Here is a 22,890-nt window from a genome sequence, read left to right as displayed (position 1 = left end):
ACTTCTTATGCGCCCCTTCAAGCGTTATTTCGTCACTGGCCTGCTCATTTGGGTGCCCTTGGTCATCACCGTCTGGGTGATGACTTTGCTGATCGAAACGCTGGAGAGCGTGGTCCCGGAGTTTCTGTCTTCGCAGGCCCTGTTCGGCCTGCGAATTCCCGGCTTTAGAATTGTGCTGGTGCTGGCGGTCTTGTTTGGTACGGGTTTACTGGCGGCCAATTACCTGGGCCGTGCGGTGGTGGATCGTTGGGAATTGCTACTTGGGCGTATTCCTTTGGTGCGTTCCATTTATAATTCGGTCAAGCAAGTCAGTGATACGGTGTTGGCACCCGATGGTCAGGCGTTTCGCGAAGCCGTTCTGGTGCAGTATCCCAGGGCTGGCTCCTGGACCATTGCTTTTTTGACCGGAGTACCGGGCGGACAAGTGGCGCAGATATTGGGAGACGACTTTGTCAGCGTCTACGTGCCCACAACACCCAACCCAACTTCCGGTTTTTTCCTGATGATGCCTCGGGCCGATGTACACAAGCTCGACATGACAGTGGATGCGGCGCTTAAATACATCGTATCCATGGGTGTGGTCGGCCCTGCCGAGTCGATCGCCTTACCCCCAGTTTCTGACCAGTCTGAAGGGACACCTCCCTTGGCTGGAACCTGAATTTTCCAATTTGCAGTTTTTACTATTTCGGAGTCATCCTAGATGCGTACGTGTTATACCGGCGAGGTTTCCAAAGAATACCTGGGCCAGACGGTCAATTTGTTTGGCTGGGTACATCGTCGCCGCGACCACGGGGGTGTGATTTTCATTGATCTGCGCGACCGTGAGGGTCTGGCGCAGGTTGTCGTCAATCCTGACAACGTGCAGGCCTTTGAAGTGGCCGAACGTATCCGTAATGAGTACTGCCTGCGCATTACCGGCCGCGTTCAGGCCCGTCCTGAAGGCACCGTCAACCCGGATCTGCGTTCGGGCGAGATCGAAATCGTGTGTGATGAGATCGAAATCCTGAATGCCTCGGTCACCCCGGCTTTCCAGTTGGATGATGACAATCTGTCCGAAACTACGCGTCTGACGCATCGCGTGCTGGATTTGCGTCGTCCGCAAATGCAGAACAACCTGATGCTGCGCTACAAAGTGGCCATGCAGTCCCGTCGCTATCTGGACGACCTGGGTTTCATCGATATTGAAACCCCCATGTTGACCAAGAGCACCCCTGAGGGCGCTCGCGACTATCTGGTTCCCTCGCGTGTGAACGCGGGCGAATTCTTCGCATTGCCTCAGTCGCCCCAGTTGTTCAAGCAAATGCTGATGGTCTCGGGCTTTGACCGCTACTACCAGATCACCAAGTGCTTCCGCGACGAAGACCTGCGCGCTGACCGCCAGCCAGAATTTACCCAGATCGACTGCGAAACCTCTTTTCTGAACGAAGAGCAGATTCGCGAGATCTTTGAAGGCATGGTCACGCACATTTTCCGTACGGTGCAAAACGTGGAACTGCCTACGTTCCCCACCATGAGCTGGACCGAGGCCATGCAGCGCTACGGTTCGGACAAGCCTGACCTGCGCGTCAAACTGGAATTCGTGGACGTGGCTGATCTGATGCGTGAAGTGGACTTCAAGGTCTTTTCCGCCCCAGCCAATGACCCATCCTGCCGTGTGGTTGCCCTGCGCATTCCTGGTGGTGGCGCCATGCCCCGCAGCGAAATCGACGCCTACACCAAATTCGTCGGTATCTACGGTGCCAAGGGCCTGGCTTACATCAAGGTCAACGATGTTGCCTCGATTCCTGAAGGCTTGCAGTCGCCGATCGTCAAGAACATCCATGTTGACGTTCTGAAGCAGTTGATGGAGCGCACGGGCGCCCAGAACGGCGACCTGATCTTTTTTGGTGCGGACAAGGCCAAGATCGTCAACGATGCGATCGGTGCCCTGCGTATCAAGATCGGTCACAGCGAGTTTGGTAAAGAGAACGGTCTGTTTGAGGAAGGCTGGAAGCCTCTGTGGGTGGTGGACTTCCCCATGTTCGAATACGACGAGGGCGAAAACCGTTACTTTGCGGCTCATCACCCCTTCACCAGCCCCAAAGACGGCCATGAAGACCTGTTGGAAACCGATCCCGGCAAGGCCTTTGCCAAGGCATACGACATGGTGCTGAACGGTTGGGAAGTGGGCGGCGGTTCGGTCCGTATCCACCGTGCTGACGTTCAAAGCAAGGTGTTCAATGCCTTGAAGATCGGTCCTGAAGAAGCACAACTGAAGTTCGGCTTCCTGCTCGACGCGCTGCAATACGGTGCGCCTCCACATGGCGGTCTGGCTCTGGGCCTGGATCGTTTGGTCACCTTGATGGCCGGTGCCGATTCGATTCGTGATGTGATTGCTTTCCCCAAGACACAGCGTGCTCAGTGTCTGCTGACCCAGGCCCCATCGGCTGTGGATGAGCAGCAACTGCGTGAGTTGCATATTCGTCTGCGGGCTGTTGAAAACAAGTAAGTCAGAGCGGGGGACGGCGTGTCAGTGATTCGGGTAGTCAGCTACAACATTCACAAAGGCCGTTCGGCTTCTGGCAAACGGGAGTCTTTGGCGGATCTGCGCCTGGGACTTTACGGATTGTCTCCCGACTTGTTGTTTTTGCAGGAAGTGCAGGGGCGTAACCAACTGCAAGGCAGTCTGGACGCCCAGCACGAATCGCTGGCCGCTGCCTTGCGCATGAATACGGCTTATGGGTGCAACGTGGTTCGTCCTCATACGGATCACGGCAACGCCTTGCTGTCGCGCTTTCCCATTTTGCAGTACGAAAACCAGGACATCTCCGACCATCGTATGGAACAGCGCGGTTTGCTCCATGCGGTTGTTGATGTTGGCGGCCGTCCGGTGCATTGCATTGTGGTTCATCTGGGCCTGTTCAACAGTGGCCGGGTTCGCCAGGTTCAGGCCTTGCTCGATCGTATCAAGCGCATTGTCCCTGCGGACGAACCCTTGTTGATCGCGGGCGATTTCAACGACTGGAATAACCGTCTGGCGCCTATCTTTGTGCAGCAATTGAATCTGTACGAAGTGTTTTCCTTCTCGCCTCGCGGTCAGGCCGATAACCGTTTCCGCTTGCGCCAGCCCATCAAATGGCTGCGTACCATGCGTAAAAGCGGGCTGGTTGTGCCGGACCAAGGCATCCAACTGGGTGTCAATGGTGCTGCACGCATGACACCCCCACCTCGTACTTTCCCCGCAGCATTTCCCTGGTTACGGCTGGATCGTGTCTATCAGCGTGGTTTTGCAGTGCGTAATGCCCGCGTGCTGGTGGGAGACCCCTGGAAGCAGTTGTCCGATCATGCCCCTATCCTGACCGAGCTGGAGCTGCCGTAACGGGGCATTCAGTGGTTTCCTAACGTATAGGCCTAGCCAGCATGCCGAGTCTGAAGCGCGATCCACTTTGGCACGAAGGTAATCAAATCACCTTGCTGCAAAATGGCCAGGAGTTTTTTCCGGCTATCTGCGAAGCCATCGATCAGGCCAGAAAGCGTCTGCATCTGGAAACCTATATCTTCAATCTGGACGATAGTGGTCACTGTGTTTTGGACGCCTTGCGTCGAGCCAGTGAGCGCGGTGTGCGCGTACGCGTGGTAATTGATGGCTTTGGCAGCGATGTGCATGCCTTGCAAATTGCCGAGCAGTTAAAGGCCATGCGTGCGCGCTACCGGATTTATCGCCCCAAGCCGCAAGGGTGGCGCGAACCCCGCCTGTCCTTGCGACGCCTGCGCAGACTGCACCGGAAAATGCTGGTGGTCGATGAGCGCATTGGTTTTGTGGGTGGCATTAATATTCTGGATGACTTTGATGATGTGCCCTTGATCAATGGGCAGGGTATGCCGCGTTTTGATTTCGCCGTGCGCTGTGAAGGGCCGATTGTCGATGACATGGTGCGGGCGCAGCAGGCTTTATGGCTGCGTATGGCCTGGCGCAGACGCAAGGATTGGGACAGCTTCACCCAGCGTTTCACCTTGTGGCGCGAATGGCGCAAGCGCCGTCAGCAGCGCAAGAAGGCGGAGCAGGCCGGCCAGGTCTTTGAAGGCATACGGGCCACTTTGTTGCTGCGGGATAATGTGCGCCATCGTCAGCAAATTGAGCAGGCTTATTTGCAGTTGTTGTGCAAGGCGAAAGAGCAGGTCATTTTGGCCAATGCCTATTTTTTTCCGGGCCGCACCTTGCGACGGCATATTGAGCAAGCCGCCGAACGTGGTGTGCGAGTACGCTTGTTGTTGCAAGGCCATGCCGAATATTTCCTGCAATATCGGGCCTGTAGATTCATGTATGGGCAGTTGCTGGATCATGGCATTGAGCTGTATGAGTACAAGGCCAGCTATCTGCATGCCAAAGTAGCCGTCATCGATGACTACTCCATGGTGGGCTCGTCCAATCTGGATCCGTTCAGCCTGCTCCTGGCGCGTGAGGCCAATGTGCTGATTCAGGATCAGCCATTTACCCAGAATTTGCAGACCAAGCTGGAGTACGAGATCGAACACAATGCTGCCAGAGTCTACCCGGAGCAATATCAGCGTCTGGGGGTGTTCAGCCGGCTGGTTGATTACCTGGCCTATGGTATGTTGCGCCTGGGCGTGCTGCTGACGGGTAAATCGTCTTTGTATTGAGGGCAATCCTGTACGTTGTGCGGGTCTTTACCCATACAAGGTGCCGCCAGCCGGGCAGCGCCTTATAAAATACTCTCTATACTTTAAGAGTTTGGTCCCGAAGGACCGAGTTTGCCGTAACCATAATTACTTTTACCCGGAGGGTGGACCACATGAAAACACGTGCAGCAGTTGCCTGGAAAGCGGGCGCACCGCTAACGATTGAAGAGGTCGATCTGGCAGGTCCCAAAGCGGGCGAAGTGCTGGTCGAGATCAAGGCGACGGGCATTTGCCATACCGATTACTACACCCTGTCTGGCGCGGATCCAGAAGGTTTGTTCCCGGCCATCCTGGGCCATGAAGGCGCAGGCGTGGTGCTGGATGTGGGCGCGGGTGTGACCAGCCTGCGTCCCGGCGATCACGTGATCCCGCTGTACACGCCCGAGTGCCGCCAGTGCAAATCCTGCCTGTCGCGCAAGACCAACCTGTGTACCGCCATTCGCTCTACTCAGGGCAAGGGCCTGATGCCGGACGGAACGTCGCGTTTCTCCATCGGTGGCAAGCCTGTGCACCACTACATGGGCACATCGACTTTTGCCAACCACATCGTGGTGCCAGAAATTGCCTTGGCCAAGATTCGTAACGACGCGCCGTTCGACAAGGTGTGCTACATCGGCTGCGGCGTGACCACCGGTTTGGGCGCCGTGCTGTTTACCGCCAAAGTGGAGGCCGGTGCCAACGTGGTGGTGTTCGGTTTGGGCGGTATCGGCCTGAACGTGATCCAGGGCGCCAAGATGGTGGGCGCGGGCAAGATCATTGGTGTGGACATCAACCCCGAGCGCGAAGCCATGGCTCGCCAGTTCGGCATGACTGATTTTGTGAACCCCAATGACGTTGAAAACGTGGTGGACCACATTATTCAACTGACGGACGGCGGCGCGGATTACTCCTTTGAATGTATTGGCAACACCAAGGTGATGCGTCAGGCGTTGGAGTGCTGCCACCGTGGTTGGGGCCAGTCCATCATTATTGGGGTGGCCGAGGCCGGTGCCGAAATCTCCACTCGTCCGTTCCAGTTGGTGACCGGCCGTGAATGGAAGGGCTCTGCCTTTGGTGGCGCTCGTGGTCGTACCGACGTACCGAAAATTGTGGACTGGTACATGGATGGCAAGATCAATATCGACGATCTGATCACCCACACTTTGCCGCTGGAACGCATTAATGAAGGTTTCGACCTGATGAATGCCGGTAAATCCATCCGTTCGGTGGTGATGTACTGATAGACGTCGCAGGAAGAGGGCGCAGGCCGCTGCCTGCACCCTTTATCCCGGTGCCAGAGTCCGTTGCCGCCCTGGGGGTGTGCCACCGGCTTTGGGCCGGATCTGCAATTGAGAACAAGAGGGGGCTATGACTCAGACACTGGAACTGCTCAACGAACACCGCTGTTTTGATGGCTGGCAGCGTTATTACCAACACGCTTCGCAGACGATTGGTCTGCCCATGCGGTTTTCTGTGTATATGCCGCCACAACTACAGGCCGGCGCTCAGAAAGGGGCCGCCAGTCTGGCAGAGGCCATCGGGCAAGGCCGTGTGCCTGTGCTGTTTTTTCTGGCAGGGCTGACTTGCACAGAGGAAACCTTCATGATCAAGGCCGGTGCCCAGCGTTACGCTGCCGAGCACGGCATCATGCTGGTGACTTCCGACACCAGCCCGCGTGGCGCTGGTGTGGCAGGGGAGGATGAGGGCTGGGATCTGGGCACGGGTGCCGGTTTTTATCTGGATGCCACTGAACCGGGCTGGAACAAGCATTACCGCATGGAAAGCTATGTGACCCAGGAGCTGTTTGAGCTGGTCACGACCATCCTGCCCGGTGATGCCAGCCGTGTGGGTATTTTTGGTCATTCCATGGGCGGTCATGGTGCCTTGACGCTGGCGTTGCGCCATCCCGGCAAGTACCGCTCCGTGTCGGCCTTTGCGCCTATTGCTGCGCCAACCCGCTGCCCCTGGGGTGAAAAAGCCTTTGGTGCCTACTTGGGTCAGGATCGTCAGGCCTGGGAACAGCACGACGCCAGCGCCTTGATGGCCAAGACCAGCGCGCCGTATCCTGCCGGAATTTTGGTGGATCAGGGTTTGAGCGACGGTTTTCTGGCCGAACAACTGTATCCGGACGTATTCGAGCAGGCGTGCGAGCAGGCCAAACAGCCTTTGACCCTGCGCCGTCACGACGGCTATGACCATGGCTACTACTTCATCTCGACCTTCATTCAGGACCATCTGAATTTCCACGCCGAGCGACTGTGATCGTTGGATAAACAAGGTCGTACTTTGTTATTTTCAGGTGGGCCTTAAGGCGTTACTCTCAGGCAGACACGGTTTTTTGCCTGTTTGTGGCGTTCTGCCCACCGATTGACCGCTGTTTCCCCTCAAGTAGTGAACTTTTTCTTGCTGCGACGCTCTTATTCCTGTATCCGAAATTTTTAGCACTCCAGCCCATCGAGTGCTAAACTCAATGATTGTTGAAATACGTTTTTGGCGGTTTGAGGGCCTTGTTGAGTGCTCTCGCCGGCTGACCTTTGAAGGATTTTCCATGACACAACAAGCGAACGCTTTGGCCCTGGCGTCTGGTAATGAACTCGTCGCCGCCGTGTCTAATCCAGGCGCACTGGGGACGATCGAAGCGTATATTTCTGCTGTTAACCGTCTGCCCATGCTCAGCGCCGAACGCGAAACCGAGCTGGGTCAGCGCCTGCGCGACCAGGATGACCTGGATGCTGCGCGCGAACTGATTTTGTCGCACCTGCGTCTGGTGGTGTCCATTGCCCGCCAGTACCTGGGTTACGGCTTGCCGCATGCCGACCTGATTCAGGAAGGGAACGTGGGCCTGATGAAGGCCGTCAAACGCTTTGACCCAGAACGCGGTGTGCGTCTGGTGTCGTTTGCCGTGCATTGGATCAAGGCCGAGATTCATGAATACGTCGTGCGCAACTGGCGCATGGTGAAAGTGGCTACCACCAAGGCCCAACGCAAACTGTTTTTCAATCTGCGCCGCATGCGTCCGGACGGACAAACGCTGGATACGGCGCAGGTAGACGCGATTGCGCGTGAACTCGATGTACGTCCACAGGACGTCAGCGAGATGGAAGTGCGTCTGTCCGGTCACGATATGGCTCTGGAAGCCCCGACTAATGACGACGATGACCATTTCGCGCCTATTTCTTACCTGTCCGACGAAGGGCAGGAGGAACCCTCGCGTGTGCTGGAACGTCGTGCTCAGGACATGCTGGAAGGCAGCGGCCTGGAAGAAGCGATCGACACGCTGGACGAGCGTTCGCAGCGCATTGTGCGCGCCCGCTGGTTGCAGGACGATGGTGGCGCGACCTTGCACGATCTGGCTGCCGAATTCGGCGTGTCGGCAGAGCGTATCCGTCAGATTGAAGTGGCTGCATTCAAGAAGCTGCGTGTCGCTTTGGCGGCAGCAGTTTAAGTCGTTTTAAAGAGTTACAAATTTCCAGGGAAACCGGCAGAACTTAAGCTGATCTTCGCGGACTAAACAATACATTTGCTGATTTTTGCCACCTATGCAATTCGGCATTTGCACATCCGCTTCGGCTTCTCCTCTTCCCCTCCCTTTTGAAGCGGATGTTTACGGGACACCAGCTAGGTGTCCCTTTTTTTTGCCCTGATTTTTCAGCCTTTTTGCCTGCTGAGTCCATCTGACCTAGCAGGCAAAAACGATCAGAAGGTCAAAGCAGCGCGTAGCCAGACGGTGCGACCAGGGTCATTAAAGCGGCTTGCTGCCCCAAAACCAAACCCACTGTTCCCGGCCAGATTCAGGTGTTCGCCATAGGTCTTGTCGAACACATTATCCACACCGGCTGTCACAGACAGATTGCGGTTGATTTTGTAGCCGCCGTACAGCGACAAGGTGCTGAAACCGCCGGTAGGCCCAAAGTCGTAACCCACCACATTCCCTTGTCCCTGCGAATAGCGATTTTGCTTGGCCACAATGCGCCAGACACCGCCTGCGGACCAAGGACCTTGCACATAATCCGCTGTCAGACGCAGATCCAGCGGGGGCATTTGTGGCAGAGCGCGGCCATCAGTGCTATTTCGGCCCCAGGCATAGGCCAGGCTGCCGCCCAAGGTCCAGTTGGGCGTCGCTTTCCAGTCCGCACCCAATTCGCCGCCCATAATGCGGGCCTTGACGTTGCGGGCCTGGGTTTTCTTGCCCATCATGCCGCCGGGCAGGTAGTCGAACAAGATGTAGTCTTGAATCTGGCCGATATAGGCAGAAGCCCAGGCCGAGACCGTTTCATCCTTGTACTGCGCGCCAAAATCCAGCTGCGTGGTCTTTTCAGGTTGAATCCCCAGGAAGGCACTGGGGCTGCCTTGCGGACCGCTGGCCGGGGAAATCAGTTCCCAATAATCCGGCATGCGCTGCACATGACCAATACCGGCGTACAGGCTCAAAGGCAGGGAATCCAGATCATGCTCGATACGCAAGAAGGCACTGGGCAGGGTTTCCCGACGGCGCTCGTTGGCTCCGGGGTTGGGCTTGCTCATCATGCCACTGCCCAGGCTGGGGCGCAGATCGCGGGCGCTGGCCCAATCCAGACGCGCACCACCAATCAAACGGCTGGCGTCATTCAGATCCCAACGGGCCTCGGTGAAGATGCCGATATTGTCGAACTCGGCATCTTTTACCCAATCCTGATCACGGTAGTCCTGCATCCCCATTGCGCTGCGTTTGCGATGGCGGCTGCGCATGGCATCCGCGCCGGTGGTGAGCGTCAGGTCGTCGCTCAAGGCCCAGTCCATGCTGAAGCGGCCGCCCCAGGTCAGACGGTCCACATTGGAAGCCATAGGCATGGACATACCGCCGCTGGGCTTGAAGGGGCGCAGTTCGTAGTTATCCATCACGTGATCGGCGTAGTTGTAATACAACTGGGCCTGCACATTTCGCAGCACGCCTTCATGCATGTCTTTCTGGAAGCGCAGACCCAAGGTTTCGCGCTTGAATTTGGTGCCGTCCATGCCACGACCGGCATAGCGGGCATAGCCGTCACCCGTGCCTGCGCTTAACTCCAGCAAGGTATCGGCATCCGGTGTCAGGCCAATGGCGACGTCTGTATTCCATTTTTTCCAGCGCGAAGGCACACGCTCACCATCCCCGTCCTTGTAGTCTTGCGCGCGATCCTGATTGGCGGTCAGGCGGGCATAGTAAGAGGCATTGCCTGCAGCAAAGTCCACATTGCCTGCGTGACGACCAGCCGAGCCGCCCAGGATGCTGGCGTCCAGCGTGGCATCGCTTTCGGTAAAGCCAGGCGCTTTGCGCTCGAAACGTACCGTCCCGGCAGACGCGCCTGGCCCCCAGCGCACGCTTTGTGGGCCTTTGATGATGGTCAGCTCATCAAAGGATTGGGGCGAAATGTAGGAGGTGGGCGCATCCATGCGCGAGGGGCAGGCACCAGGCATGGAGCTGCCATTGGTCAGCACGTTCAGGCGCGAGCCAAACATGCCACGCAGCACCGGGTCGCCGTTGCTACCGCCATTACGGATGGCGGCAAAGCCAGGGATGGTTTTCAAGTAGTCTGTGCCGTCGCTGGCGGGCAGGGGCAGGCGCGGCAGTTTGGGATTGGTGCTGAACTGCAAGGGAGATTCAGGAGCCACCCCTGTCACCACAATGGGGCTGAGTTGTTCGATAACGGTGGATTGGGCCAGGGCAATAGAGGGCACACAGGCCAGAACACCGGCGCTGATCAGGCCGGGGTTTACTAATTTCTTCATGACTAAATTCCGAAGAGCAGCCGTCGCCCAGCGGCAAATCCGCTTGGGCAATAGCAGCAAAGGAGAAAAGGCGCAGCGGCAGAGCCGAACGCGGGAAATCAGGCAGGAAGAAGAAAGGGTGGGGCTCGTTGTCCCACCGGCGGGCCACGAATAAAGGCCTGTGCCAGGGCGGGATCAAGCGGGGGAAGCAGGAAGGGCCGGAAGTGGCCCAGGCTCAAGGGTGTGGCGACAGCCACAGGCGCGGGCGTCAACGCGGCTTGCAGCATGACGCAGAATGGACAGGTGGCGCTGGTAGTAGCCTCGTCCGAATGGTCAGCGGTGTCCTCGCCCAACAAGGCTGCCCAGTGCTGCACCATTTCAGGGGGCAGGCTTTGTCCTGAAGGCAAACAGAAGGCCAGGGCATAGCCCTGATCGTTTTGCGTGGGCATGTAGCCCGCAGGCACGATTCCGCGCAGCACCACAGCCAGCAACAACAAGCACAGGCCCAGACGATGGGGCCAGCGAGTCGCAGCAGGAAAGGGACGCGGAAAATTCATGATGCGAAAGTATAACCAGTTATGTCAAAGGCGAATTTGCGTTGGCGCAGATTCCGGCTCGCTGTCGTATCTTTGTGTAGATGTGGCTCTGGGTGCGGGGCCAGAGGCCAAAAAACGTAAATTTTGCGAGAAAAAGATAGTTCGGTGGCTGTGATGCGGGGAAAAGGCGCTATTCTGCCTTATGCGGAAAGCGGGGGGATTTTCCGTGTCGATCTGGCCTGTCCACGCCTGAATGCGTAGGTACATGCCGGTAGACTCAATGCCGATGACAAAGGATGTCGCGATGCAGATTGGGCAGTTTGTGTTTGGGTTGGCAGGCCTGTTGGGGCTGGTTGCCTTTATGCCGCCTTTGGCGGGACGCTTGCGACTGCCGTACTCCGTACTCTTGGCTCTGATCGGCTTTGCGCTGGGCATCCTGTTGCATCTGCATGCCTGGGCACCCAAGATGGTGTCGGACTTTCTGAGCACCCTGCAAGCCTTCGACATCTCCTCCGAGACATTCCTCTACGCCTTCCTGCCTATCTTGCTGTTCGAGACTTCGCTGGCCATGAACCTGCGTAGGTTGCTCGATGATATAGGCGCCATCTTGATGATGGCCATTGTGGCCGTGGTGGTCTGTACCTTTGCCGTGGGTTATGCCCTGAACGTGGCCTCTTCCTATGGGCTGGTGGTCTGTTTGATGCTGGGCGCCATTGTGGCCACCACAGACCCAGTCGCTGTGGTGGGTATCTTCCGTGAAGTGGGTGCGCCTAAACGTCTGTCCACGCTGGTCGAGGGCGAGGCCCTGTTCAATGACGCAGCCTCGATTGCCTTGTACTCGGTGCTGCTGGCGGTGTTGACCGGCGGTGGCGAATTAAGTGGCAGCACCGTGCTGGGCAGTTTCCTGTTCAGCTTCTTGGGCGGTGGTGTTGCGGGTTTCCTGATGGGGCGTCTGGCCAGTGGCCTGTTCGTGCTGTTACGAGGCTGGCCCGCAGCGGAAGTGACGCTGACCATTGCCTTGGCATATCTGGCCTTTTTTGTGTCCGAGCACTATCTGGGTGTATCTGGTGTGGTTGCCACGGTCATCTCCGGTTTGGTGGTGGGCTCCACAGGCCGCACCCGCATGTCGCCCGCGACCTTCGAACTCTTGAGCAGCTCCTGGTCCCAGATGGGCTTTCTGGCCAATTCCTTGATCTTCTTGTTTGCTGCCATGTTGATTCCGCGCCTGATGGCTGAAATCACCTGGATGCAGATCGGCCTGGTCGCCTTGCTGTTTGTGGTGACCTTGCTGGCACGGGCTGTCATGGTGTTTGCCGTGTTGCCCTTGCTGGGGCGCACCCGCTTTGGGACCCGAGTCAGTCGTCCCTATCGGGTGGTGATTCTGTGGGGTGGGCTGCGTGGTGCTGTCTCCTTGGCGTTGGCCTTGGCCGTCACCGAGCAACACGCTATCCCGCATGATGTGCGCCAGTTCATCGGCGTGGCCACGACGGGCTTTGTGTTGCTGACTTTGTTTGTGAACGGGATCAGTCTGCGGCCTTTGATTCGTCGTTTGGGTCTGAACCAACTGACTCCTCTGGAGCGCCATTTGCGCGATCAGGCGGTGAGTCTGGCCCTGGAAGAGCTGCGCGACAAGACCGAGGAACTGGGTCGGCAAGAGCAAATCAAGCCACAAGTTATTGAGCGCCTGTGTACCGTTTTTGAGGTCAGTCAGGCCGGTGTGGCGTCGGGTCAGATCCAAAGCCTGACCGAGGCGCAGAAAGTGAAAATGGGCATGGCGATTCTATCGGCCCGTGAAGTGGAGCTGTTTTACGAGCAGTTGAAATCGCAGATTGTGGACTGGAAAACAGCCGAGTCCTTGTTAAGCCGGGCCGAGCGCATGAACGATACGGTGCGTCAGGCGGGTTTGGCTGGTTTTGAGGCCGCCATTGCATCAGACCTGCGTTACTCCCGAGGGTTTCGTTATGCGTTGCGCTTGCATTATCTATTTGGCCGGCAAGGCTGGCTGGTCCGGGAACTGGACAAGCGTTTCTCGAACCTGATCGCCAAGCGGTCAGTGGCCCAGCGTTTGATACAGTTTGCCCAAACGGAGCTGGCTCCCTTATTGGGGCAGCAGGCCACCGGTACGATTGTGCAGGCCCATCAATTGCGTCTGTCGCAACTGGAAGATGCCTTGCATTCCTTGACGCTGCAATACCCTGTGTTTGCACAATGGTTGCAGGAATCCTATCTGGCGCGAGTGGCGGCGGCACAAGAGAGAGCCCACTATCGCACCATGCTGTCGCACTCTCTGATTACCAGCGAGATGTACGCGGATCTGGTCAAACAGATCACGCAACGCTGGCGCTATCTGGAGGAGCGTCCCACTCTGGACATGACCATGAGTGCCATGGAGTTGATTGCCCAGGTGCCCATGTTCGATGGCATTTCCGAGCAGGCCAAAAAAGAACTGGCGCGACGCTTGCGCCCCCGTCTGGCTCTGCCGGACCAGAAGATTCATCTGCGCTACGGCGGCATGCGCGTCATGTTCTTTGTGGCTTCCGGAGCACTGGAGCTGACCTTGCCCGATGGCAGTCTGGTCGAATTGGGAACAGGGCAGACGATTGGCGAGGTGAATGTCGTCGAGCATAGCGACCATGCGGGCGAAGTCCGCTCTCTGGGCTATAGCCGCCTGCTGATGCTGACCGAGCGCGACTTCGACACCTTGCGTGGCAAAGATCCTATCTTCAGTGAAAAGATCGAGGCAGTCGTGCGTCAACGCCAGCGAGCCTACCAAGTCTGGCAAGAGTTCGAGTCCGGCCAACGCCAGCACGAAGCACTGCCACCGCTATTTGGCTTGGCGCATGCTTTGAGTGAGGCGGAGAATTTTGTAGGGCCGCCGCTACCACCTAAGACGCAAGAAAGTTGAGTAGAGACAACGCCTGCTTTTAGCGGGCGTTGTCTCCCTTTAGCAAGGCCATCAAGCCTAGATTGATGAAGACCTTTTCGCGCCCGACAGTGACTTCGTTCAGGATTTTCAAGGCGACAAGATCTTTCAGTATTTTTGATGCGGTTTGCCGTTGTGCAATTCCTTGCTCCACTAGGTTTGGGATTCGGCAATACGGCTGCATAAAAATTAGATCAACCAGTTCATGGCTGTATATCTTCGGGGCTTCGTTGCGAAGTCGCTCCCGCGTGTTGTCTATGAGGTCGCAGATTGCGTTGATTTTTGCAGCGGTCCATTCAGATGTGCGGTGGATAGCTTCCAACATGTACAAAATCCACGGTTCCCATTGATGCTCTGTTGTTACTTGCAGGAGTAAACGGTAGTACTCCTGCTTATTTTGAATGATGTAACGACTCAAATAGAGGATAGGGACTTCCAACAAGTTTTCAGAGATCAAGAACAGCAGGTTCAGTATCCGGCCCGTTCGTCCATTACCGTCACTGAACGGGTGGATAGCTTCAAATTGATAGTGCATGACTGCCATGCGAACAAGAGGGTCGATATCTCTTTGTTGATGAATGAAGTTCTCCCAGTCTGAGAGAAGATCACGTATCGTCGCTTCTCCTTGAGGTGGGGTATAGATAATTTGCTGGGTTGCATCATTCATCAAGGCGGTTCCTGGCACCTTGCGGATATCCATTGCCACACCCTTGATCGTTTGGCATATGTCCACAGCCGTGGCTGTTGTCAGAGGTCTTTCTTTGAGGGAGCGATACCCTTTGTGTAACGCTGTACGGTAACGCAGGGCTTCTTTTGTTGCCGGATCAGCCTGTGTGTTCGAGGCGTCGTTCGCGTATTGGAAGAGCCGGTCTGCCGTTGTGACGATGTTCTCGATTTCTGAGCTTGCCTGTGCTTCCAGCATGGGGATGATATTGATCAGCATTTCCTGGTTCGGAATGCGCTTTGCCATGCCTTTTAATTCTGCTAACGATGCCTGTGCCTGGATACAGGCTTTCAGAATGGCCTTGGTTTCAATGTCAGTTTGTGGTGGGAGCCGGGGCAGATCGTTGTACGGCACTTGTGGATTGAACATACTTAGGTCCCTAAAGAAACATGTGGATCACGCTATGAATTCTATTGAGACCTGCCTGATATGTCGATTTTTTTCTATTTTTTAAACACATATGAATTATGTGTACAAGCGATAGACATGTTTTTGAGATATGTCGAAAAATAGTGTTTTTTCCAACATGTCTCAAAAGTCTACGTATTACATCCTTGTGTTGATCAGATCAAGCGCACCCAGTGATCCACTAGCAGCGCCCCAAACAGAACCGCCAGATAAATAATGGAAAAGCGAAACAGCTTACGGGACAGTTCATCGCTGTAGTGGCGGTGTAGTTGATGGGCGTATTGAATGAAACGGGCGCCCAGCAAAAGGGCGGTAGCCAGGTACAGAGGGCCGCTCATGCGGATGATAAAGGGCAGCAGGCTGGAGGCCATCAGGATGTAGCTGTAGAGCAGCACATGCAGCGTCGTAAATGTTTTGCCATGAGTGACGGGCAGCATGGGCAGGCCAGCGCGCTGGTAGTCGTGTTGACGGTAGAGCGCCAAGGCCCAGAAGTGCGGGGGCGTCCAGATAAAGATAATCAGCACCAGCAGCCAGGCTTCTGCCGGTACAGCGTTGGCGATGGCGGCCCAGCCCAAAGCAGGCGGCATGGCACCGGACAAACCACCGATCACGATGTTTTGTGGGGTCAGGGGTTTGAGGATCACGGTATAGATCACCGCGTAACCAATGAAGGTGGCCAGGGTCAGCCACATGGTCAGCGGATTGACCCAGTAGTACAGCACCAGCATGCCTATGCCGCCCAGCAAACCGGACATGGCCAGCACTTGGGGTGGGGTAATGGTGCCGCGTGCCGTACCGCGTCGGGCGGTGCGCAGCATGCGGGCATCAATCTGGCTTTCGATCAGGCAATTGATGGCAAAGGCGGCAGCCGCCAGCATCCATATGCCTAGCGTGCCTGCGACCACCGTACCCGGATCGGGCAGGCCGGGAGCAGCCAGAAACATGCCGATTACGGCACAGAAAACAGCCAGTTGGGTGACTCGTGGTTTAGTCAGTACCAGATACTGGCGCAGGAGCGAGGCGGGAGCCAGGGTAGCGGTGTTTGTCATACTGTATTCCTTGGGGGACAGTCGACTTGCGGGAAAGCCGTACCAACAGGGTGACGCAGCATAAAACGAGACCGGCAGCTCCCCCATTATGCAGGACGGCAATCAAAAGAGGCCACTGGAAAAAGATCGTGGTTAACCCCGTGACGAGCTGGGCCAACAGCAACAAAAGGACTAATGTTGCCGGGCGACGCAGTACGGGATCGGCGCGCAGTTTCCACGCGACTGAACCCAAAATCAGAAACACCAGAAAGGCCATATTTCTATGAACCCAGTGAATGGCGGTCAGTGCAGCCTGGGAAATCATCTCGCCAGAAGGCAGCTCGCCCAGCGCGCGAAACAGCGAAAACCCGCCATGCAAATCCATCTCGGGTATCCATTGGCCGTGGCATTGCGGAAAGTCCATGCAGGCCAGCGCCGCATAGTTGGTGCTGACCCATCCACCCAGGCCGATCTGAATCGTTAGCAGAATGAAGGCGCCAATCAGCCAAGGTCGCCAGCGGCGGGTGACAGGAGAGACCGGCGGGCCGGGGTTCTCGCGTACGGCCAGCCAGGTCATCAAGGCCAGTACGCTCATGCCGCCCAGCAAGTGGGTGGTGACGATAATAGGCATCAATTTGTGGGTGACGGTCCAGGCACCAAAGGCACCTTGCACGCAGACGGCCAGCAAGGTGAACAGGGCCAGCCGAGCCGAATGGCCCAAGGTGTGACGATGCCGCCAGGCCATCCAGACGATGGCAATAATCAACATGCCCAAGGCCGCGCCCACATAGCGGTGAATCATTTCAATCCAGGCCTTGCCCCAACTGACTGGGCCATAAGGCATGGCTTGATAGGCTTGCTCGATATGTGCGCTCGCGCCTAGCGGCGAGAGTTTGCCATAGCAACCGGGCCAGTCCGGGCAGCCCAGGCCCGAGTCTGTCAGACGGACAAAAGCGCCGAACATGATCAGGTCCAAGGTCAGGAACCAGGTCAGGTAGACCAGTTTGCGGTAGCGTTGGCGGATATCGGCCATAAACTTATCCGATGCGTGAGTTGTTCAGCAGTTTGCGTATGTCGGTGCGAACTTTGATAGGGTCGGCATCACCGGGGAAAACCATCATTAAATTGCCATTGGGGTCGATGATCCACATGCCATTTTTGACTGCTTGTTCGGCAGCACGGCTGTCGGTTCCAGGGGCTAGAAACTCGGCCAACTGGCCCGGATCGGCGCGCAGCATATGAGTGCCTAGATAGGCTTCCAGAATTTGTTCCGAAGGCTGGCCTTGGTCCGTCACAAACCAGACGCGGGCGAGTCGGTCTACATTCTTACCCTGGCTGGCATGGGAGTTGCGCAGGATAAACAGCTTGCGTACGCAGCTTTCGGGGCAGGCGCTCTCGTCGGCACTGACCAGTACCCAGCGGCCCCGCAGGGACTGCAGATCAAAGGCCTCGCCTTGCAGGGTCTGCAAGGGTAGGGTGGCAGGTGTCGGTACGCTACGTTGTGGCTCAATCAACTGACCATAGGCATTGCTTTGCTCAGGCCGCAGCCCCAACGAAGGCATGTAGTAGGCCGCCAGCGCAAACAGTACCGGTGCCAGACTGACTGCCAGCAGCAGATACAACGGAGTCAGGGAACGCGGGCGGGCAGGGGTTTGAGTCGTGTCCACGTCAGGTTTTCCTTGTAGGGGCAAAGTTGGGTCTGGAGCGTCGTAGCCATTTCCACGCTACACCGATCCAGGCACACAGGGCAATCAGGGCAAAACCGAACCATTGCAGGGCATAGCCCCGGTTCTTTTCAAAGTCGATATTCGGGTCGGGCCAGTTGGTTTGTAACTGCGAGGCGGGGGCGGTCTGGGCCAGCACACGGGGCAGTACAGGCATATCAATGCGGCTGCGCAGATCTTCCAGGGCCAGGTTCTGCACCACAGGGGGCGTACCAGAAGGGCTGGGCAAGTGCTCGGGCAAGGGACTGCTGCCTAGCTCAAACATACGCGGCACGCGTTCCAGCAATTCACCGGAGATGGTCTCGGAGCCGGACGGTGCGTCCGGTACGCTAGGCGCCTGTCCCGGTACGCGAGCCAGCCAACCTCGGAGTACGAGCAGGCTGGAGCCTGCCAGATCACCTTCGTCCAGCACAAAAGGAGTCGCAATCCAGTAGCCCGGCTTACCTTTGAAATTGCGATTATCCAGGAGTACAGTTAACTCACTGCGCCAGGAGCCGTGCACGGCGACAGACTGCCACAAGGCACCTTTATCCAGGCTGGCCTGGGAATCAATATGAAGGGGAGCTTGTTGGCGGCCTTGTTCAATTTGTTGTGCCAGGCTTTGACGTTCCTGTGCGCGGCTCAGTTGCCAACGCCCCAGGCTAATGAACAGCAGCATCAGCAAACCCAGACAAACCAGGGCAAGCAGGGGTCGAGTCGAAGAAGAACGAGAATTGTTGCTGGACATCCATTCAACCTGAAGCGGGGGAGACGTAATGCGTGTGCTAGTTCTGATCGTGTTTCTGGGGATTATTGTGTCGCTGGGTTCGGCCCTGGTGTATTTGATGCGGGACCGGGGTAACTCCAATCGCATGGCCTATGCCTTGACCTGGCGAGTGGGCTTGTCCGTGGCCCTGTTCCTGTTTGTGTTGCTGGCCCATTATCTGGGTTGGATTGAAAGCACCGGCGTGCCCTTGGCCTGAAGTAAAAACCCAGGCCCGAAGAAATGGGCCTGGGGCATGAATCACTAGAACCAGTAGACGTACAGATACAAGCCCAACCACACCACATCCACAAAGTGCCAATACCAGGCGGCACCTTCAAAACCAAAGTGGTGCTCGGCGGTAAAGTGACCGCGCATCAACCGTATCAGCATCACCGTTAGCATGGTGGCACCGATAATCACGTGAAAGCCGTGAAAACCCGTCAGCATATAGAACAGGGCCCCATAGGCGCCGGAGGTGAACTTCAGGTTCAGTTCGGCGTAGGCGTGCAGGTACTCGTAGGCCTGGCAGGCCACAAAGGCAAAGCCCAGTGCGACCGTCATGAACAGCCAGAAGATTGCGCTGCTACGCTTGCTGGCGCGCAGTGCATGGTGAGCGATGGTCAGGGTAACGCCCGAGGTCAGCAGCAAAGCCGTGTTGATCGTTGGCAGCCATAGCGGGCCAACTGTCTGGAACGGAGCGATCGTGCCCGCTGGCCCCTGATTGGGCCATGTCCCGGTAAAGTCCGGCCAGAGCAGGGCGCGGTGATCCAGATCGCTTAACAGCGGTGTGGAAATTTCGCGGGTATACCAGAGCGCCCCGAAAAAAGCGGCAAAAAACATGACTTCGGAAAAGATGAACCAGGACATACTCCAGCGATAGGAGATGTCTACGCGTGTGCTGTTCAGGCCCGTTTCGGATTCACGCACGGCGTCGCTGAACCAGAAGAACAGGACCAGCAGGAAGCTGAGAATCCCGACCAGGAACACCCAGAAACCGCCCGGCCAGTTATTGATCCAGGTTGCCGCACCCAGCAGCGTCAGACATAGGGAAAGGCTGGCGCGTACCGGGTGTCCCGACAAGCCGGGGACGTAGTAATACGGCGCCTTGGATGGGTGAGCCGTAGTCTCGACATGCATAGTGTTCTCCTTCGGGTCATGTGCCCTGGGGCACAGTATCCGGCCAGGGTTCAGCCGGCCTGACCAATGAACCAGCGGGCCACCATAATCAGGCCCACAACGAAAACAACCGTGGCGATCAAGGCGGCAATAATCAGATAGACCGGATTGATCTTGGCAATGTCCTGTTCATGGTCGCTGCCACGACGGACTCCAAAAAAACCCCAGGCAATGGCTTTCAATGTCTGGAAAAAACTGAGCTTGCGCCGTGTGAGGTCCCGAAAATCGTCATCCATATCACTGTCCTAGAAATTGACTGCCTTTTAGAAAGGTCCAGGCCATGATGGCAATGACGAACACGGCCAGGAGCAATCCCAGACGGCGGTTGCGACGGCGTTGTTCGGGGGTCATGGGCGTTCCTCCAGTGTTACTTGACGACAGGGGGGACTTCAAAGGTGTGATGCGGGGCGGGCGAGGGCACCGTCCATTCCAGACCTTCTGCGCCTTCCCAGGGCTTGGCACTGGCCACTTCCCCTTTACCGCGAGCGGCCTGGATCACGATGTAGATCAATAGCAGTTGCGACAGGCCAAACCAGAAGGCGCCAATGGTGGCAATCTGGTGGAAATCCGTGAACTGACCAGCGTAGTCCACATAGCGGCGTGGCATGCCTGCCAGACCCAGAAAGTGCATGGGGAAGAAGGTCACGTTGAACGAGATCATGGTGGACCAGAAGTGGATCTTGCCCAGACGTTCGTTGTACATGCGGCCTGTCCACTTGGGCAGCCAGTAGTAGGCACCGCCAAACAGGGCAAAGAGCGATCCGGCTACCAGCACATAGTGGAAATGAGCCACCACGTAATAGGTGTCGTGAACCGCAATATCAATGGGGGCTACGGCCAGGATCAGGCCGGTAAAGCCGCCAATCGTGAACACGAAGATAAAGCCGATGGAAAACAGCATGGGCGTTTCAAAAGACAGCGAACCGCGCCACATGGTGGCCACCCAGTTAAAGATTTTCACCCCGGTCGGAATGGAAATCAGCATGGTGGCGTACATGAAATACAACTGCCCGGTTACTGGCATGCCGGTGGTGAACATGTGGTGCGCCCACACCAGGAAGGACAGAATTGCAATGGCGGCGGTTGCATACACCATGGAGGCATAGCCAAACAGGGCCTTGCGCGAGAAGGCCGGCACGATGGCCGACACAATCCCGAAGGCCGGCAAGATCATGATGTAGACCTCGGGGTGACCAAAGAACCAGAAAATGTGCTGGTACAGAACCGGATCGCCACCACCGGCTGCGTTAAAGAAGTGGGTGCCAAAGTGGCGGTCGGTCAGCAGCATGGTCACGGCAGCGGCCAGCACAGGCATGACCGCAATCAACAGGTACGCGGTAATCAGCCAGGTCCAGCAAAACAGCGGCATTTTCATCAGCGTCATGCCAGGGGCGCGCATGTTCAATACCGTCACCACAATATTGATGGCTCCCATGATGGAGGACGCGCCCAGAATATGAACCGCAAAAATCGTGAAGTCCATGCCGGGGCCCATCTGCAAGGACAGCGGGGCATACATGGTCCAGCCACCGGCAGGTGCGCCGCCCGGCACAAAGAAAGATGCGGTAAACAGAATCGCGCCTACGGGCAGCAGCCAGAAGCTGAAGTTGTTCATGCGGGCAAAGGCCATGTCCGAGGCACCGATTTGCAACGGAATCATCCAGTTGGCAAAGCCCACAAAGGCCGGCATGATCGCGCCGAAAATCATGATCAGGCCGTGCATGGTGGTGAACTGGTTAAACAGCTCGGGCCGGAAAAATTGCAAGCCCGGCTGGAACAGTTCAGTACGCAGCAGCAAGGCCAGCACGCCGCCCTCCAGCAACATCACAAAGGAGAAGATCAGGTACATGGTCCCGATGTCTTTGTGATTGGTGGCGAACAGCCAGCGACGCCAGCCGCTAGGGGTGGCATGGGCATGATGGTGATCATCATGTCCGCTCGGGTTCGCTACATGGTCGACGGTGACGCTACTCATGCTTGACTCCTTGCTGCACTCCCCCTGGCCGTAGTCAGGGATGGATTGATAGTGTGATAGGCGGTGCGCGCAGAATTAGCGCTGTTGCTGGACATCGGCGGGCATCACGACAGGATCAGGCCCTTTGCCCGCGTTGCCCCAGGCATTGCGTGTGTAGGTAATGACCGCTGCAATCTGAACGTCGTTAAGTTGATTGCGGAAGGCGGCCATCGCGGTGCCAGGGTGACCGTTTAACACCGTGTCAATCTGGCCTTTTTTGGGGGCAAGGACAAACTTCGTATCGCCATCCAGAGCGGGGAAGGTGCCGGGCATGCCTTTACCGTTGGCCTGGTGGCAAGCCACGCAGTTTTGCGCAAAGATCTGTTGGCCGCGCTCGATCAACTCGTCTTTTGTCCACTCTTTATTGGGATCGTCGGCCTGGGCAGTCATCAAGTCGTTCTGCTCTTTGGCCCACGTGTCGTAGTCGTCTTGCTCCATCACTTGCACCACGATGGGCATGTAGGCATGGTCCTTGCCGCACAGCTCGGCACATTGGCCACGGTAGGTGCCGACCTTATCCGCACGGAACCAGGTATCGCGCAAAAAACCAGGGATGGCATCTTGCTTGACGCCAAACTCGGGCACCATCCAGGAATGGATGACATCCTCGGCAGTGAGCATGACGCGCACTTTCTTGTTGACCGGCACGACCAGTGGCTTGTCCACTTCCATCAGATAGTTGGGGCCAATGGGTTCGCGACCTTCAATCTGGGCGCGGGGGGTGGACAGGTTGGACAGGTATTTCACGCCAGTGGCCGGGCCGTCCAGATACTCGTAGCCCCATTTCCACTGATAACCCGTGACCTTGACGGTCAGATCGGCGCTGCTGGTGTCCTTCATGGCCACCACCGTTTTGGTGGCAGGCAGCGCCATGCCGATCACGATCAGAAAGGGGATGATAGTCCAGGCTACTTCCACCCCCAGGTGCTCGTGAAAGCGCGCGGCAATTGCACCCTTGGACTTGCGATGCCGGATGATGGAATAGAACATCACACCGAACACGCCAATAAAGATGATGGTACAGATGATCAGCATCATCCAATGCAGCCAGGCAATGTCCTGGGCGATGGGGGTAACCCCGTTATGCAAATTGAGCTGATTGACACGGGGGCCACCTTCCATATTGGTGACCTGAGCCAAGCTAGGCCCTGCCGTCGAACAGGCGGTCAGAGCAAATAAACTTCTCCACATCTTCATTGTTGTCCCTCTTTTGGTGTTGCCATGCC

The 22,890-nt window shown here is 56.8% G+C and carries 21 protein-coding genes; 9 read left to right on the top strand and 12 right to left on the bottom strand.

Annotated features, from left to right (window positions below; translation table 11 throughout):
* The first annotated feature begins 7 nt into the window (after nucleotides 1-7).
* The 7 genes from OKX01_RS17875 to rpoH all read left to right on the top strand — a co-directional run bounded on the left by OKX01_RS17875 (nucleotide 8) and on the right by rpoH (nucleotide 8,104).
* On the top strand, nucleotides 8-658 hold the full coding sequence (locus tag OKX01_RS17875; RefSeq protein WP_094198075.1) for a DUF502 domain-containing protein: 651 nt from the start codon (nucleotides 8-10) through the stop codon (nucleotides 656-658).
* 42 nt (nucleotides 659-700) lie between these two features.
* A complete protein-coding gene (aspS, locus tag OKX01_RS17870) occupies nucleotides 701-2,488 on the top strand; it encodes an aspartate--tRNA ligase (protein ID WP_094198074.1) in 1,788 nt (595 codons plus the stop codon).
* Nucleotides 2,489-2,506: 18 nt separating this feature from the next.
* Entirely contained in the window at nucleotides 2,507-3,358 is an 852-nt protein-coding gene (locus OKX01_RS17865; RefSeq protein WP_094198073.1) for an endonuclease/exonuclease/phosphatase family protein, read from the top strand.
* A gap of 41 nt (nucleotides 3,359-3,399) precedes the next feature.
* Entirely contained in the window at nucleotides 3,400-4,641 is a 1,242-nt protein-coding gene (clsB, locus tag OKX01_RS17860; RefSeq protein ID WP_094198072.1) for a cardiolipin synthase ClsB, read from the top strand.
* 152 nt (nucleotides 4,642-4,793) lie between these two features.
* A complete protein-coding gene (locus OKX01_RS17855; RefSeq protein ID WP_094198071.1) occupies nucleotides 4,794-5,900 on the top strand; it encodes an S-(hydroxymethyl)glutathione dehydrogenase/class III alcohol dehydrogenase in 1,107 nt (368 codons plus the stop codon).
* 127 nt (nucleotides 5,901-6,027) lie between these two features.
* A complete protein-coding gene (gene fghA, locus OKX01_RS17850) occupies nucleotides 6,028-6,921 on the top strand; it encodes an S-formylglutathione hydrolase (protein ID WP_264672202.1) in 894 nt (297 codons plus the stop codon).
* 286 nt (nucleotides 6,922-7,207) lie between these two features.
* Nucleotides 7,208-8,104, top strand: a complete 897-nt coding sequence (rpoH, locus tag OKX01_RS17845) for an RNA polymerase sigma factor RpoH (RefSeq protein ID WP_094198069.1) — start codon at nucleotides 7,208-7,210, stop codon at nucleotides 8,102-8,104.
* A 251-nt stretch (nucleotides 8,105-8,355) separates the two neighbouring features.
* Here rpoH and OKX01_RS17840 read toward each other — a convergent pair whose 3' ends face one another.
* Together OKX01_RS17840 and OKX01_RS17835 are read right to left on the bottom strand one after the other, a co-directional pair.
* Nucleotides 8,356-10,407: a TonB-dependent copper receptor gene (locus OKX01_RS17840; protein WP_108728366.1), complete on the bottom strand. Its 2,052-nt coding sequence runs from the start codon at nucleotides 10,405-10,407 to the stop codon at nucleotides 8,356-8,358.
* 98 nt (nucleotides 10,408-10,505) lie between these two features.
* Entirely contained in the window at nucleotides 10,506-10,943 is a 438-nt protein-coding gene (locus OKX01_RS17835) for a DUF2946 family protein (protein ID WP_230019413.1), read from the bottom strand.
* A gap of 283 nt (nucleotides 10,944-11,226) precedes the next feature.
* Here OKX01_RS17835 and OKX01_RS17830 point away from each other — a divergent pair, with 283 nt between their 5' ends.
* Complete coding sequence (locus OKX01_RS17830) at nucleotides 11,227-13,827, top strand: cation:proton antiporter (protein ID WP_264672889.1); 2,601 nt, start codon at nucleotides 11,227-11,229, stop codon at nucleotides 13,825-13,827.
* A 19-nt stretch (nucleotides 13,828-13,846) separates the two neighbouring features.
* Here OKX01_RS17830 and fic read toward each other — a convergent pair whose 3' ends face one another.
* The 5 genes from fic to OKX01_RS17805 all read right to left on the bottom strand — a co-directional run bounded on the left by fic (nucleotide 13,847) and on the right by OKX01_RS17805 (nucleotide 18,456).
* Nucleotides 13,847-14,938, bottom strand: coding sequence for a protein adenylyltransferase Fic (gene fic / locus OKX01_RS17825; protein ID WP_264672201.1), 1,092 nt, complete (start codon nucleotides 14,936-14,938; stop codon nucleotides 13,847-13,849).
* A gap of 194 nt (nucleotides 14,939-15,132) precedes the next feature.
* On the bottom strand, nucleotides 15,133-16,026 hold the full coding sequence (gene cyoE, locus OKX01_RS17820; protein ID WP_094198065.1) for a heme o synthase: 894 nt from the start codon (nucleotides 16,024-16,026) through the stop codon (nucleotides 15,133-15,135).
* Nucleotides 15,965-17,038 carry a COX15/CtaA family protein gene (locus OKX01_RS17815; RefSeq protein WP_264672200.1) on the bottom strand — a complete coding sequence of 358 codons (1,074 nt, stop codon included), beginning with the start codon at nucleotides 17,036-17,038 and terminating at the stop codon, nucleotides 15,965-15,967. Before OKX01_RS17815 ends, cyoE begins: the two co-directional genes overlap by 62 nt.
* A 4-nt stretch (nucleotides 17,039-17,042) precedes the next feature.
* Entirely contained in the window at nucleotides 17,043-17,672 is a 630-nt protein-coding gene (locus OKX01_RS17810; RefSeq protein WP_094198063.1) for an SCO family protein, read from the bottom strand.
* A gap of 1 nt (nucleotide 17,673) precedes the next feature.
* On the bottom strand, nucleotides 17,674-18,456 hold the full coding sequence (locus tag OKX01_RS17805) for an SURF1 family protein (RefSeq protein ID WP_264672199.1): 783 nt from the start codon (nucleotides 18,454-18,456) through the stop codon (nucleotides 17,674-17,676).
* Nucleotides 18,457-18,484: 28 nt separating this feature from the next.
* Here OKX01_RS17805 and OKX01_RS17800 point away from each other — a divergent pair, with 28 nt between their 5' ends.
* Nucleotides 18,485-18,691, top strand: a complete 207-nt coding sequence (locus tag OKX01_RS17800) for a twin transmembrane helix small protein (protein WP_042485541.1) — start codon at nucleotides 18,485-18,487, stop codon at nucleotides 18,689-18,691.
* 44 nt (nucleotides 18,692-18,735) lie between these two features.
* Here OKX01_RS17800 and OKX01_RS17795 read toward each other — a convergent pair whose 3' ends face one another.
* The 5 genes from OKX01_RS17795 to coxB all read right to left on the bottom strand — a co-directional run bounded on the left by OKX01_RS17795 (nucleotide 18,736) and on the right by coxB (nucleotide 22,861).
* On the bottom strand, nucleotides 18,736-19,611 hold the full coding sequence (locus OKX01_RS17795) for a cytochrome c oxidase subunit 3 (RefSeq protein WP_094198061.1): 876 nt from the start codon (nucleotides 19,609-19,611) through the stop codon (nucleotides 18,736-18,738).
* Between the two features lie 50 nt (nucleotides 19,612-19,661).
* A complete protein-coding gene (locus OKX01_RS17790) occupies nucleotides 19,662-19,886 on the bottom strand; it encodes a DUF2970 domain-containing protein (RefSeq protein WP_094198060.1) in 225 nt (74 codons plus the stop codon).
* Between the two features lies 1 nt (nucleotide 19,887).
* Nucleotides 19,888-20,001, bottom strand: coding sequence for a cytochrome oxidase small assembly protein (locus OKX01_RS17785; RefSeq protein ID WP_219003578.1), 114 nt, complete (start codon nucleotides 19,999-20,001; stop codon nucleotides 19,888-19,890).
* Nucleotides 20,002-20,017: 16 nt separating this feature from the next.
* Entirely contained in the window at nucleotides 20,018-21,625 is a 1,608-nt protein-coding gene (gene ctaD, locus OKX01_RS17780) for a cytochrome c oxidase subunit I (RefSeq protein WP_094198059.1), read from the bottom strand.
* Nucleotides 21,626-21,700: 75 nt separating this feature from the next.
* Nucleotides 21,701-22,861 (bottom strand): cytochrome c oxidase subunit II, encoded by a 1,161-nt coding sequence (gene coxB, locus OKX01_RS17775; RefSeq protein WP_094198058.1) that lies wholly within the window; start codon nucleotides 22,859-22,861, stop codon nucleotides 21,701-21,703.
* Nucleotides 22,862-22,890: the final 29 nt, after the last annotated feature.

This window comes from Alcaligenes sp. SMD-FA, assembly GCF_025960365.1.
Lineage (GTDB): Bacteria > Pseudomonadota > Gammaproteobacteria > Burkholderiales > Burkholderiaceae_B > Alcaligenes > Alcaligenes aquatilis.
Note: the sequence above shows the minus strand (reverse complement) of the source record. Positions and strands in the feature narration are given on the sequence as shown.